Origin of the sequence: Cellulomonas sp. JZ18 (assembly GCF_009720485.1) — a bacterium.
Taxonomy (GTDB): Bacteria; Actinomycetota; Actinomycetes; order Actinomycetales; family Cellulomonadaceae; genus Cellulomonas.
On the sequence record NZ_CP045245.1, the window covers coordinates 1,418,423 to 1,430,556 of the forward strand.

Sequence of the window (12,134 nt, forward strand, 5' to 3'; positions counted from 1 at the left end):
CGGCGCCGTCCGACCGCTCACCGCCGCGCGGGCCGTGCCCGCGCCCCCGGGTCCGGCCTCCTCCTCGACGAGGGCGGCGACCCGCTCGGGCAGCGCCGCGACCCGCTCGTCGGCCTCCGCCTGGGTGAGGTCGCCGTCCGCGACCTCCTGCGCCAGGCGCTCGGTGTGCGCGGCGACCAGGGCCTCCACCAGCGCGGACGTCTCGACGTCCTGCGCCGCGGCGACGTCGGCGAGGGAGGTGCCGTCGACCTCCAGCGCCGTGCGCAGCTCGTCCTGCGTCATGCCGAGCGCCGTGGCCGCAGCGGCGAGGTCGACGTGGCGGCCACCGGCGCGGCCGTGCCCGCCGCGCAGCGCGTCGGACGCGTCGAGCGTGGTGGCGACCGCGTCGGCCTGGTCCTGGGTGAGCGTCCCGTCCTCGATCAGCCCCGACAGCGCCTCGACGACGGCCTGCGCCCGCGTGGTGACGGTCCCGTCCTCGGGGGCGGCCGCCGAGACCGGCGCCGCCAGCACGGCGACGCACGCCACGGCCAGGGCACCGGCCACACCGGCCGTCGCGATCCTCGTCGTGATCCTCATGGTCGTGTCCTCTCCGGCCGGTGACCCCCACCGACCTCGCGGTCCACGGTCCGGGCCGCGGCTGTGCCGCCGCTGTGACGGGCATGTCGACGCGCCCTGAGTCCGCAGCGGCGACCCGTCCCGCGCCGGCGTTCCCTCCACAGCCCGCGCACAGCGGCGGCTGACGGCGGCCCCAGGCGCGCTCCCTAGCGTCCTCGACGGCCGGACCCCACCGGCCGGGACCAGCCCTGCGGGGCGGGGAGGGAGATCATGGTCGGCGTCTGGAGGAGGAGCCGCCCGCGCACCCGCGTCGTTGCGGGCGTCGTGGCGCTCGCCGCGGTGGGTGCGCTGGTGTGGTGGCTGTGGTGGCGCGGCGGCACGGACGCGAGCGCGCAGGAGGCTCCGGCCACGCGCACGGTCGCGGCATCGCTGTCGACGCTGGAGAAGACGGTCACGACGACCGGCACGCTCACGCCCGCCGTCCACGAGGACGTGTCGTTCACCGTGGCGGGCACGGTCACCGCTGTGGGCGTCGCCGCCGGCGACACGGTCACCGCCGGCCAGACGCTGGCCACCGTCGACACGCTGCGCCTCGACGCCGCCGTGCTGCAGGCACGGGCCACGCTCGCCGCGGCGCAGGCGGACCTCGACGCGGCGCAGGACGCCGACGACGGCACGGACGCCGCGCAGGCGGCCGTCGACGCGGCCGCGGCACAGGTCGCGGTCGCGCAGGCCGACGTCGACGCCGCCGTGGCCGACGTCTCGGCCGCGACGCTCGTCTCGCCCGTCGCGGGCGTCGTCACGTCGGTCGGCGTGGCGGTCGGCGACAGCGTCGGCTCCGGCTCCGGGTCCGGGACGGGATCGGCGAGCTCGTCCACCGCGGCGCCGGGCGGCACGTCGGGCACCTCCACGACCTCGACGGCGGCATTCACAGTCGTCGGGACGGACGGCTGGCAGGTGGACGCCACCGTCGGCGAGGCGGACGTCGCGCACGTCGACGTCGGCGACCAGGTGGAGATCACCTCCGACGACCTCGACGGCACGGTCTTCGGCACGGTCGCGGAGGTCGGGCTGGTCTCCACGAGCACGTCCGGCACCGCGGCGTACCCCGTGACGGTGGCGGTGACCGGCGCGCCGGCGGGCCTGCACGACGGCGTCCAGGTCGACGTCGCGATCGTCTACGAGCGGCGCACCGACGTGCTGACGGTCCCCTCGGCCGCCGTGGCCACGGCGGACGACGGCACGACGACCGTCACGCGCGTCGCCGCCGACGGGACGCAGGAGGACGTCACCGTCGAGGTCGGCGAGGCGTCGGGGGACGTGGTCGAGGTCGTGTCCGGGCTGGCCGAGGGCGACGAGGTCGTCGTGACCGTCTTCACCGGCCGTGCCGGGCAGACCGGCGGCGGCACCGACGGCGGTCAGGGCCAGGCGCCGGGCGCGCCGCCCGAGGGCTGGACCCCACCCGACGGCGGGGCCGGGTTCCCGGGCGGCCGGACGGGCGGCGGCGATGACTGAGCTGCTCCTCGCCCCTCACGTCCACGGCGACGTCACCGGCGCCCCCGTCATCGAGCTCGCCGGCGCGCGCAAGACGTACCGCACGGGTGCGGTCGAGTTCGAGGCGCTGCGCGGGGTGGACCTGCGCATCACGGCGGGGGAGTACGTCGCCGTCGTCGGTCCGTCCGGGTCGGGCAAGTCGACGCTGATGAACGTCCTCGGCTGCCTCGACACCCTCACCGCCGGCACCTACCGGCTCGCCGGGGAGGACGTGTCCGCGCTGGACGAGGTCGAGCTGGCCGGCATCCGGAACCGGCACATCGGCTTCGTGTTCCAGCAGTTCCACCTGCTGCCCGCGCTGCCTGCTTGGCGCAACGTCGAGCTGCCCCTCGTCTACGCCGGCGTGCCGGCCCCGAGCGCCGCGAGCGCGCGCACGCCGCGCTCGCGGACGTCGGCCTCGGTGATCGCGTCGACAACCGTCCCGGGGAGCTCTCCGGCGGCCAGCAGCAGCGGGTCGCGGTCGCCCGGGCGCTCGTCGGGGACCCGGCACTCGTGCTGGCCGACGAGCCGACGGGCAACCTCGACTCGACGTCCACCGCCGACGTGCTGGGCCTGCTCGACGCGCTGCACGCGGCCGGTCGCACGGTCGTGCTCATCACGCACGAGCACGACGTCGCCGCCCGAGCGGAACGGGTCGTGCGCGTCGCGGACGGCGAGGTCGTCGCCGACGGGCCGGGCGGGGCGGTGGCGCCGTGAGCTGGACGGAGACCCTGCGCACCGGCCTCGCGGCGGTCCGCGCGCACGCGCTGCGCTCGACCCTGACGGTCCTCGGCATCCTCATCGGCATCGCCGCGGTCGTGCTCACCGTGGGCCTCGGGCTGGGCACGCAGAAGGACGTGAGCGCGCAGATCAGCGCGCTCGGGTCGGACCTGCTCATCGTCACGCCCGGGTCGAGCACCGACGCCTCCGGCGTGCGCGGCGGGTTCGGCAGCGGCACCACGCTGACCCGCGCCGACGCGGAGGCGATCGACTCGTCCGTCGTCGCGCCGGACGTCGCCGGCGTCGCGGCCGAGAAGACCGCGCAGCTGACGCTCGAGTCGGGCGACAGCAACTGGACGACGTCCGTCACCGGCACGACCGACGCGTGGCTCGACGTGCGGGGGCGGGAGGTCGCGTCCGGCCGCTTCCTCACCGGGGACGACGACCTCGACCGGGCGGGTGTCGTCGTGCTCGGCCCCGAGACCGCCACCCAGCTGTTCGGCACCACACGTGTGGTCGGGCAGGTCGTCTCGGTCGGCGGCACCGACCTCACGGTCGTCGGCGTGCTGGCCGAGGCCGGCGCGAGCGGGTCCAGCGACCTCGACGACGTGGCCCTCGTGCCGCTGTCGACAGCAGCCGAGCGGCTCGTCGGCGGGTCGTCGCGGACCGCCGTCTCGACGATCTACGTGCAGGCGGCGTCCGGCGACCGGCTGTCCGCCGCGGCGCAGGAGGTCGAGCAGCTGCTGCTCGCGCTGCACGGCGCCGCCGACGCGGACGCCGCCGACTTCACCGTCGCCTCGCAGGACGCGCTCGTCTCGACCGCCACCGCGGTCTACCGCACGCTGACCGTCCTGCTCACGGGCGTCGCAGCGCTGTCCCTGCTGGTCGGGGGCATCGGCGTCATGAACATCATGCTCGTGTCCGTCACCGAGCGGACCCGGGAGATCGGCCTGCGCAAGGCGCTCGGCGCCCCGCCGGGCGCGATCCGGCGGCAGTTCCTCGTCGAGGCGTCCGTGCTCGGACTGACCGGGGGCGTGCTCGGCGTCGCCCTCGGCGTCGTCGCCGCGCACGTGCTGCCGTCCGTCCTCGGCTCGTCCGTCGTCGTCTCCGGCCTCGCCGTCGCCGGCTCGGTCGTCGTCGCGGTGGCGATCGGCCTCGTCTTCGGCGTCTACCCCGCGGCCCGCGCCGCCCGCCTCGCGCCCATCGACGCCCTGCGCGCGCAGTGACGTCGGCGCGCACCCACCGTCCTGCCCGTCCGGGCCCGTCCCTCGAGGAGACCCCCATGCACCCGACCACCCGGCGCCGTGCCGCGGTGCCTGCAGCGGTCAGCGCCGCCGTCCTCGCGGTCCTGCTCGCCGGCTGCGGCCAGCAGGCCACCGCCGCCGACGACCCCACCGCCGCGCCCACCTCCGACACCGCCGCCGACGCGCCGGCCGGCGAGGTGCCGGCCGGCGACGCGCCCCGCGGAGACGGGGGCGTGCGCGGTGAGGTCGTCGCCGTCGACGGCACGACCGCCCAGGTCCAGGGCGCCGACAGCCAGACGGCCGTCACGTGGACCGACGCGACGACGTTCACCACGACCGCGGTCGCGACGCTCGGCGACGTGACGACCGGCGCGTGCGTCACCGTGACGACCGGGACGGCGGGGGAGGACGCGGACGCCACGACCCGGACCGCGACCGCGGTGACCGTCAGCGACCCGGTCGACGGTTCCTGCGCCGCCGGGTTCGCCGGCGGTCCCGGCGGCACGCCGCCCGCAGGCGGAGTCCCCGACGGCGCCCCGACGGACCGGCCGACCGACGCCCCGCAGCCGCCCGCCGACGCACCGGACGGAGCCGACGGCGCGGGCTCCGGCGGCCGCGGCGGCCGGCCGGGCGGCACGACGGGCACGGTCACCGCCGTGGCGGGCACGGTGCTCACGGTGTCCGTCACGGCGACCGACGGGACGTCGACCTCGCAGGACGTGACCGTCGACGACCGGACGACCTACACGCGCACCGTGACCGCCGACGCCTCGGCACTGACGGTCGGGCGCTGCGCGACCGTCCGCGGTGAGGCCGACGACGCCGGCGCGGTCACCGCGACCTCCGTGGCGCTCACGGACCCCGGCTCCGAGGGCTGCAGTACCGCACCGGGCGGCCCCGGCGGGTTCGGCGGCGGCCGTGGCGACGACACGACGGCGGGGGAGGGCACCGATGCGTGAGCCGGGGACGGGCGTCGTCGGTCGGTCGGCGCCGGTGGCGGGCACGGGCCTGGATCGCGGCGCGCGCCGGGACCGCCGCCGTGGGAGTCGGCGGGTCGTCGTCGCGGTGACGGCGGGCGTGCTCGCGCTCGCGGTCGCCGGCGGCGGCACGGCCGTCGCGCTCGGCCGCGGGGACGACACCGGCAGGTACCGCACCGCCACCGCCGCGACGGGCACGGTCACCCAGACGGTCACCGCCGTCGGCACGGTCTCGTCCGCGACCCGCCGGGACGCCGCCTTCGCCGTGGCCGGCACGGTCGCGACCGTGGACGTCGCCGTCGGCGACGCCGTGACCGCCGGGCAGACCCTCGCGACGCTCGACCCGAGCGGTCTCACGGCCGCGGTCGAGGACGCCGAGGCCGCGCTCGCGGACGCCCAGCAGCGGCTCGAGGACGACCTGACGTCGCAGGCCACCGGCACGCCGTCGGCGAGCGCGTCGACGGGCGGCGGCTCGAGCTCCCGGTCGACCGGGACGAGCACCGCGACGTCGGCGACGACGGTCGCTCCGGCCGCCGCGACCGCCGCCGACGCCGCCGTCATCCGCACCCTCGCGGCGACGACCGACCCGGCATCGGTCGCCTCCGTGGCCACCACGGCGGACGGGACGCAGGTCGTGACAGCCGCCGAGACGCAGGTCGTGACAGCCGCCGAGACGCCGGCGACCGGCGCTGCGACGTCGTCGCGGACGAGCGCCGTCACCGACGCGCGGGCGGCCGTCACGGCGGCGCAGGAGCGGCTCCTCGCCGCGTACGACGCGCTGGAGGCGGCGGTCACGGGCGTGTCCGACGCCTGGTCGGGCGACACGTGCACGGCGTTCCTCGCGCTCGACCCGGACGCGGTGGTCACGTCCGCCGACGACGCGCCGGCCGAGGAGTCCGACGTCACGACGCCGGGCGAGGCGGGCTCGACGGCCGAGCCGGGCGGCGAGACGGCGGAGGCGTCGAACCCCGCGGCGGCGCCCGGTGCGGTCACGGTCGACGACGCGCAGGCGCTGCTGGCCGCGTGCCAGACGGCCCTCGCCTCGGCCGGGGACGCGCTCGCCGAGCCGCTCGCGGCGCTCGACGAGGCCGGCGCCGCGCTCGACTCCGCCGTGCAGGACCTCGCCACGGCGGTCGGCGCGGCGGCCGAGGAAGGCACCGCCGCGGGCGCCGGGGCCGGTGCGGGGACCGGTACCGGCTCGGCAGGCGGCGCGGGCGCCACGGCCGCTGCCGGCTCCGGCCGCAGCGACACCTCCGCCCCGGACGCGACCACGGGCACGGGAGGCACCGCGGGCGCGGCCGGCAGCACCGGGTCCGCGGGCGGCACGTCGGGGAGCGCCGCGGCAGGTACCGCGTCCGGCGTCGCGACCGCCGCCACGGTGCTCGCGGACCGCGCCCAGGTCGCGCTGCGTGAGCAGGAGCTCGCCGTCGCTCAGCACGAGGCCACGCTCGCCACCCTGACCAGTCCTGTCGCGGGCACGGTCGGCGCCGTGGCGATCGCACCGGGCGACGGCGTGAGCGCGTCGTCCACCACCCAGGTCGTCACCGTGCTCGGCGGCCACGGGTTCGTCGTCACGGTGACCGTTCCGCTGCGGTCGGTCGACGCGGTCGCCGTCGGTCAGGACGCGCGCGTGCGCGTCGGCACCACCGACGCGGACCTGACCGGCACGGTCAGCAGCGTCGGCGTCCTCGACGTCTCCGAGACGTCCACGCCCGCGTACACGGTGCTGGTCACGCTCGACCCGACCGAGGAGCGCGTGCTCGACGGCGCGTCCGCGCAGGTCGACGTCGCGGTCGCGGCAGCAGAGGACGTCCTCACGGTGCCGACCTCGGCCCTTCGGACGTCCGCGGGCACGGCCTCGGTCCAGGTCCTCGCCGACGACGGCACCGTGCGCACCGCCGAGGTGGAGGTCGGCGCGATCGGCAGCGAGCTCACCGAGGTGACGTCCGGCCTGGACGCCGGCGCCCGCGTGGTGCTCGCCGACCTCGCCGCGACCCTCGACGCGGGCGACGAGCAGCAGGGCAGTGGCCTGTCCGGCCTCGGAGGCGACGACGCACAGGTGCCCGGAGGCGGGCGGCCGGCGGGTGGCCCACCGGCGGGACAGCGCGGGGCGCAGACGGGAGGGTGATCGCGTCCGGGGCCCCGCGTAGCGGCGCGCTGTGCTGTCGCTCCGCTCCCTGCCCGGCCGGCAGAGCAGCTGACCTCGCGGGTCACTCCAGCCGAGGTGCCCACTCCCGAACTCCACGGCCGTCACGACGGTCAGCTCGCGCGGAGGAAGTCCTCGAGCGTCGTCGGAGCGGTGCCGGTGACGCGCTCCACCACGTCCGACGGCTGCGCCATCACGTTGCTGGCGATGGCGGTGTAGGTGCTGACCCAGGCGTCCAGCTCCCAGGGCGGTGCGCCGTAGGACGCGCGGGAGGCGTACGCCTCCTCGAGCGTCTCGTCCTGGAACGAGACGGAGTGCCCGCGGACCTCGCTGATGGTCCGTGCGACGTCGGCGAGCGACAGCGACTCCGGACCGGTGACGTCGTAGGTGCGTCCCGCGTGCGCGTCGGGCGCCGTGAGCACCGCGGCGGCGACGCGGGCGACGTCGGCGCGCGCCACGACGGCGCAGCGTCCGTCGCGGGCGGGACCCCGGATCACGCCGTCGGCGCCGACGAGCTCCTCCATGAAGTCGATGTAGAAGGTGTTGCGCAGGAAGGTCCACGCCATGCCGGACGCCGCGATGTGCTCCTCGGTGGCGTGGTGGTCGCGGGCGAGGGTGAACGTGGCCGCTGGGCCGGCCCCGGCGAACGAGGTGTAGACGACGTGCCGGACACCGGCCGCGGCGGCGGCGTCGACGAACGTGGCGTGGTCGGCGGCGCGGGTGGGGCTCTCGTGCGCGGAGACCATGAAGAGCACGTCGACCCCGCGCAGCGCGGCGAGGGACAGGTCGTGGTCGGCGTAGTCGACGCGGCCGACGTCGGTGACCGTCGTGAACGCGGGGAGCCGCGGGCTGGACGGGTCGCGCACGAGCAGTCGCTGTCCTCGGCCCACGGCGTCCAGGTGGGAGGCGACGAGCCGACCGACGTGGCCGGTCGCGCCGGTGACGGCGATGGTGTCCTGCGGCATGCGGTGCTCCTCGGCTCGCTCGGTCCATGCTGCTCGGGTCGCGTGCGCGCGGCCACCCCTCGGGCCGGACGTGGCGGTCACCGTGCGCCGGGCGCCACCGACACGAGGACCTCGGTGCCCCAGGGGTCGGCGACGGACAGCCCGGCGGCCGTCCGCTCGTGCGCGAGCCCGGCGGCGGTCAGGCGCTCGGCCAGGGCGTCGATCTCCCCGGCCGTGGCAGCCAGCACCGAGAAGGACCCGAGCCCGGCGGTGGTCGAGCGGGTGCCGGCGCCGCGGCTCGACCACGTGTTGGCGGCCAGGTGGTGGTGGTAGCCGCCGGCGGACATGAACAGGGCGCCGTCGGTCTCGCTGGTGATCTCGAAGCCGAGGACGTCCACGTAGAAGCGTCGTGCCTGCGTCAGGTCGCCGACCTTGAGGTGCACGTGGCCGACCGTCGGCGTGCCGGCCGCCGAAGCGCTGCCGTGCCGGGCGATGAACGCGTTCGGGTCCAGCGGTGCGCTGCCCATCTCGACGCGGTCACCGCGCCACCGCCAGTCGCTGCGGGGGCGGTCGACGTAGAGCTCGACGCCGTTGCCCTCGGGGTCGCTGAGGTAGAACGCCTGGCTGACCGAGTGGTCGGAGGCGCCCTGGTAGGAGCCGGGCGCCGTGGCCGCGACCTGCCGGAGCACGGCGGCGAGGGAGGCGGCGTCCGGGTACAGGATCGCCGAGTGGTACAGACCCGCCTCGCGCGGGGACGGTGCGGGGGCGTCCGTGCGGACGAGCCTGACGAGCTCCTGGCCGTCGGCACCGAGGCTGAGGCGGCCGTCCTGCTCGTCGAGGACCTCCAGGCCGAGCGTGCCGGCGTAGAAGGACCGCTGCGCGTCGAGGTCGCGTACGTGCAGCTCGACGGCACCGAGCCGCGTGTCGGCGTGCAGGGGCTGGGCGGAGCCGTCCTCGCTGCCGCGCGTGCCGATCCCGACGGCCACCGCCACGACGGCGAGCGACGCAGCCGCGGCGGCGCCGACCAGGGTGTGACGACGCCGCCGCCGGCGGTCGTCGGCCGTCGAGGTCCGACGGAGGGCGTTCTTCGGCATGGCTTCTCCCGGTTGCTGGGACGTCAGGGGCGTCCGGCGGTCGTCCGCCGGGCCAGGAGCTCGTCGATGCTGAACCGGCCCGCGCCGAGCGCGAGGACGAGGAGCAGCCCGGCGATCAGCGCGAGCACGAGCTCGTACCCGCCGTCGTCGACGAAGACGCCGTTGCCCGCGTGCACGAGGACGAGCGCGCCGAGCAGGTTGACGACGTTCAGGGCCGCGGCGACGGGCGTGAGCAGCCCGAGGATCAGCAGGACGCCGCCGACGACCTCGACGACGGTGGCGAACAGGGCAGCCGCGCCGGGGGCGGGCACGCCCATGTCGGTGAAGGCGGCCGTCGTGCCGTCGAGCGTGTACTCGTCGTACTTCTGCCAGCCGTGGGCGAGCAGCACGAGACCGAGGGCGACGCGGGCGAGCAGGAGGGCGATGTCGCCGAGGACGGGCGTGGTCCGGGCAGGGCGGAGCAGGGTGAGCACGGTTCTCCCGGTGGTGGGGGGTGCGCCGGCCGGGTGGCCGGCACGTGGTCAGGGCGCGACGGGCGGCACGGCGCCGTCGGCGCGCGCGTCGTCGGTCTCGAGGGGGGTGACGATCTTGGCGAGCAGCGCGGACAGCTGGTGGACCTCGCTCGGGGTGAGCGGGTCGAGCACGGTGGCGCGCACCTGGGCGACGTGTCCCGGGGCGGTCTGCTCGAGGAGTCGGCGGCCGGCGTCGGTGAGCGCGGCGACCTGGCCGCGCCGGTCCTGCGGGCAGGGGCGGCGAGCCACCCAGCCGCGCTGCTCCAGGGCGGAGACCGCGTGCGAGAGCCGGCTCTGGGACGTCGCCGTCTCCCGGGCGAGCTCGGTCATCCGCATCGCGGTCCCCGGCGCGTCGGACAGCGTCGCGAGGATCATGTAGCTCACGTGGGTCAGGCCGGCGTCGCGCCGCAGCTGACGGTCCAGGGAGCCGGGCAGCAGCATCACCAGACGCAGCACGTGCAGCCACGCCTGCATCTCGGTCTCGTCCAGCCAGCGCGTCCCGGCCCCGGTGGGCGGGGCCGCCGCGGGCTGGTCCTCGCCGCCCCCGGTGCCGACCGCCTGGGCTCCCTCGGGTGCGGTCATCGGCCGCTCACGGGCGCGTCCCGCTCCCAGGTGACGACGAGCGCGTCACGCGCGCCGAAGCGCTCCAGGTGGCGGCCGAGGGCGTCCTCGGCTTGCGCGATCGCGACGTCGGCGCGGCTGCGCAGGAGGCGGGTGCGGGTCATGCGGCTCCTCACGGTGGCGGTGACGGCATCGGGCACCGCCAGGCGATGCATGAAACCTCAACAACACCGTACGTCACGAGCTTGAAGTGTCAAGCACCCGCGGTCCGCGCCAGGGCGAACGGTGCCGTGAGTCCGTCGAGGGTCCGCACCACGGCGCCCCGTCGCGCGCGTGGCCGTCGCGTCCTCGACGCGCACCGTCGAGGTGCGGACCGTCACTGCCGCGACGGGCACCGGCGCGATCGTCCGCCCGCACTCGGGGCACGTGCCTCGACGTCTCCGGGTGGGGTACGGCGGACGGCACACGGGTGCACGGACCGCCGGCATGGAGGCCGCCGACGGTGAGCGCCACCGACCGCGGACCGGGACGTGAGCCCGGCCGCCCGGGCACCGCCGTCGGCACCGTCGGGGAGAACGCCGTCACCGGTGTGCGGCGCTGGGCGGCCCTGCCAGAGTGGGCGCGTGGACGATCACACCGAGTCATCGACGGATCACGCCGTGCTGGACGAGTCCGCGAGCCGTGCGGTCGTACGGCGGTGGTGGCTGCTGGTCGGCGTCGGCACGGTGGTGCTCGTCGCCTCCTACGTCGGGCTGGTGCTGACACCGGCGGGACAGGCGGTCGAGAACGCCGCGCTGCGCGGCGCCGACCAGGTCGGCGCGCAGGAGCGCGTCGAGTCCGACGACGCCCTGGCCGGCATCACCGTGTTCTCGCTCGCGGTCGCGTGCGCGCTCATCGCCCTGGTCGGTCTGCTGCGCCGCTCGGTGGCGCTCGCCGCCGCGGCGCTCGGGACGGTCGTCGTCGGGCTGCTCGTCGCCGAGGCGCTCAAGCGCGTGGTGCTGCCGCGTCCGGCGCTGGTGGAGGCGACGCCGGGGTACACCGGGAACAGCTTCCCGAGCGGGCACACGGCGATCGCCCTCGGCGTGCTCGCCGCCGCGCTGCTGCTCGCGACGTGGCGGTCCCGCGGGGTCGTGATGTTCTTCCTGGCGAGCTGGGCGGTGGCGATCGCGGGGTACACGATCACGTCGAAGTGGCACCGGCTCAGCGACACGCTCGGGTCGGCAGGGATCACGCTCGTCGTGGCGTCCCTCGCCGCGCTGTGGCTGCACCGGCGCGGGATGGTCCGACGTGTCACGGCCGGCGGGCACCGCGCGCGTCTGGTCCTGGTCGTCGCCCCGCTCGTCCTGTCGCTGCTCGCGACCGTCGGGCTCGGTGGCGCGCTGCTGGTGCTCACGGGGGACCTGCTCGACCGGGACCCCGTCACGGACGACAACGTGTTCCTGGCGTTCCAGCTGCTGGCCGTGGCGGGATCGACGGCGACCGCACTCGCCCTGTGGTGGAGCTGGCACCGTCTCGAGGTCGTGACGCCGGCCCCACCGCCACCCCCGGCGACGGCGGCCGAGGCGACCCAGGACGCCACCGCGTGACCCGCCCGACGGCCTTGCGGCGCGACCCGGGGCGCTGATGCTGGACGGCCTCGTCGCCGGGGTGGTCGGCATGAACCGGTTCGCCCGTGCTCGTCGTCGCCCGTGCGCGGGGGCCTCGACGCGACCGCGGGAAGGGGCTGGCGCTGCGCCCCGACCCGGGACGGTCCTCGTCAGGGTGGCTCTGCACAACCGCGACGGAGACCGGCAGCTGGCGGACGAGGCCGAGCGCCAGGACCCGCACGTACGCGCGAGGACTGCCGTG

At 76.7% G+C, this 12,134-nt stretch carries 12 protein-coding genes and 1 pseudogene; 7 read left to right on the forward strand and 6 right to left on the reverse strand.

Features of this window, described 5'->3' with window-relative positions; genetic code table 11:
• Positions 1-165: 165 nt before the first annotated feature.
• Both GC089_RS06510 and GC089_RS06515 read left to right on the forward strand, forming a co-directional pair.
• The gene (locus GC089_RS06510; protein ID WP_155376941.1) at positions 166-600 is read left to right on the forward strand and encodes a hypothetical protein; all 435 of its coding nucleotides are present in this window, start codon (positions 166-168) and stop codon (positions 598-600) included.
• Between the two features lie 225 nt (positions 601-825).
• Positions 826-2,070: an efflux RND transporter periplasmic adaptor subunit gene (locus tag GC089_RS06515; protein ID WP_155376942.1), complete on the forward strand. Its 1,245-nt coding sequence runs from the start codon at positions 826-828 to the stop codon at positions 2,068-2,070.
• 15 nt (positions 2,071-2,085) lie between these two features.
• Here GC089_RS06515 and GC089_RS19960 read toward each other — a convergent pair whose 3' ends face one another.
• Positions 2,086-2,289 (reverse strand): hypothetical protein, encoded by a 204-nt coding sequence (locus GC089_RS19960; protein WP_370514123.1) that lies wholly within the window; start codon positions 2,287-2,289, stop codon positions 2,086-2,088.
• Between GC089_RS19960 and GC089_RS06520 the strand changes: the two are divergent.
• The 4 genes and pseudogenes from GC089_RS06520 (at position 2,198) to GC089_RS06535 (ending at position 7,157) form a co-directional block, all read left to right on the forward strand.
• A pseudogene (locus GC089_RS06520) lies at positions 2,198-2,805 on the forward strand (ABC transporter ATP-binding protein). The gene GC089_RS19960 and the pseudogene GC089_RS06520 overlap by 92 nt on opposite strands.
• A complete protein-coding gene (locus tag GC089_RS06525; protein ID WP_155376943.1) occupies positions 2,802-4,034 on the forward strand; it encodes an ABC transporter permease in 1,233 nt (410 codons plus the stop codon). Before GC089_RS06520 ends, GC089_RS06525 begins: the two are co-directional and overlap by 4 nt.
• 56 nt (positions 4,035-4,090) lie before the next feature.
• Entirely contained in the window at positions 4,091-5,011 is a 921-nt protein-coding gene (locus GC089_RS06530; protein ID WP_155376944.1) for a hypothetical protein, read from the forward strand.
• Complete coding sequence (locus tag GC089_RS06535) at positions 5,004-7,157, forward strand: biotin/lipoyl-binding protein (protein WP_155376945.1); 2,154 nt, start codon at positions 5,004-5,006, stop codon at positions 7,155-7,157. The genes GC089_RS06530 and GC089_RS06535 overlap by 8 nt, the downstream gene beginning before the upstream one ends.
• A 131-nt stretch (positions 7,158-7,288) precedes the next feature.
• On the opposite strand, the gene GC089_RS06540 is transcribed toward GC089_RS06535, so the two are convergent.
• The 5 genes from GC089_RS06540 to GC089_RS06560 all read right to left on the reverse strand — a co-directional run bounded on the left by GC089_RS06540 (position 7,289) and on the right by GC089_RS06560 (position 10,450).
• A complete protein-coding gene (locus GC089_RS06540) occupies positions 7,289-8,140 on the reverse strand; it encodes an SDR family oxidoreductase (RefSeq protein ID WP_155376946.1) in 852 nt (283 codons plus the stop codon).
• 77 nt (positions 8,141-8,217) lie between these two features.
• On the reverse strand, positions 8,218-9,213 hold the full coding sequence (locus GC089_RS06545; protein WP_155376947.1) for a VOC family protein: 996 nt from the start codon (positions 9,211-9,213) through the stop codon (positions 8,218-8,220).
• A gap of 23 nt (positions 9,214-9,236) precedes the next feature.
• Positions 9,237-9,686, reverse strand: a complete 450-nt coding sequence (locus tag GC089_RS06550; protein ID WP_155376948.1) for a DoxX family protein — start codon at positions 9,684-9,686, stop codon at positions 9,237-9,239.
• A gap of 48 nt (positions 9,687-9,734) precedes the next feature.
• On the reverse strand, positions 9,735-10,307 hold the full coding sequence (locus tag GC089_RS06555; protein WP_155376949.1) for a MarR family winged helix-turn-helix transcriptional regulator: 573 nt from the start codon (positions 10,305-10,307) through the stop codon (positions 9,735-9,737).
• Complete coding sequence (locus GC089_RS06560; RefSeq protein WP_155376950.1) at positions 10,304-10,450, reverse strand: hypothetical protein; 147 nt, start codon at positions 10,448-10,450, stop codon at positions 10,304-10,306. Before GC089_RS06560 ends, GC089_RS06555 begins: the two co-directional genes overlap by 4 nt.
• 459 nt (positions 10,451-10,909) lie before the next feature.
• Between GC089_RS06560 and GC089_RS06565 the strand changes: the two genes are divergently transcribed.
• Complete coding sequence (locus GC089_RS06565) at positions 10,910-11,872, forward strand: phosphatase PAP2 family protein (protein ID WP_230685113.1); 963 nt, start codon at positions 10,910-10,912, stop codon at positions 11,870-11,872.
• Positions 11,873-12,134 lie beyond the last annotated feature (262 nt).

Excerpts from the sequence above, each read along its gene's own strand:
- GC089_RS06515 (WP_155376942.1), top strand. The coding sequence starts at position 826 with ATGGTCGGCGTCTGGAGGAGGAGCCGCCCGCGCACCCGCGTCGTTGCG.
- GC089_RS06530 (WP_155376944.1), top strand. The coding sequence starts at position 4,091 with ATGCACCCGACCACCCGGCGCCGTGCCGCGGTGCCTGCAGCGGTCAGC.
- GC089_RS06535 (WP_155376945.1), top strand. The coding sequence starts at position 5,004 with ATGCGTGAGCCGGGGACGGGCGTCGTCGGTCGGTCGGCGCCGGTGGCG.
- GC089_RS06540 (WP_155376946.1), bottom strand. The coding sequence starts at position 8,140 with ATGCCGCAGGACACCATCGCCGTCACCGGCGCGACCGGCCACGTCGGT.
- GC089_RS06545 (WP_155376947.1), bottom strand. The coding sequence starts at position 9,213 with ATGCCGAAGAACGCCCTCCGTCGGACCTCGACGGCCGACGACCGCCGG.
- GC089_RS06555 (WP_155376949.1), bottom strand. The coding sequence starts at position 10,307 with ATGACCGCACCCGAGGGAGCCCAGGCGGTCGGCACCGGGGGCGGCGAG.
- GC089_RS06560 (WP_155376950.1), bottom strand. The coding sequence starts at position 10,450 with ATGACCCGCACCCGCCTCCTGCGCAGCCGCGCCGACGTCGCGATCGCG.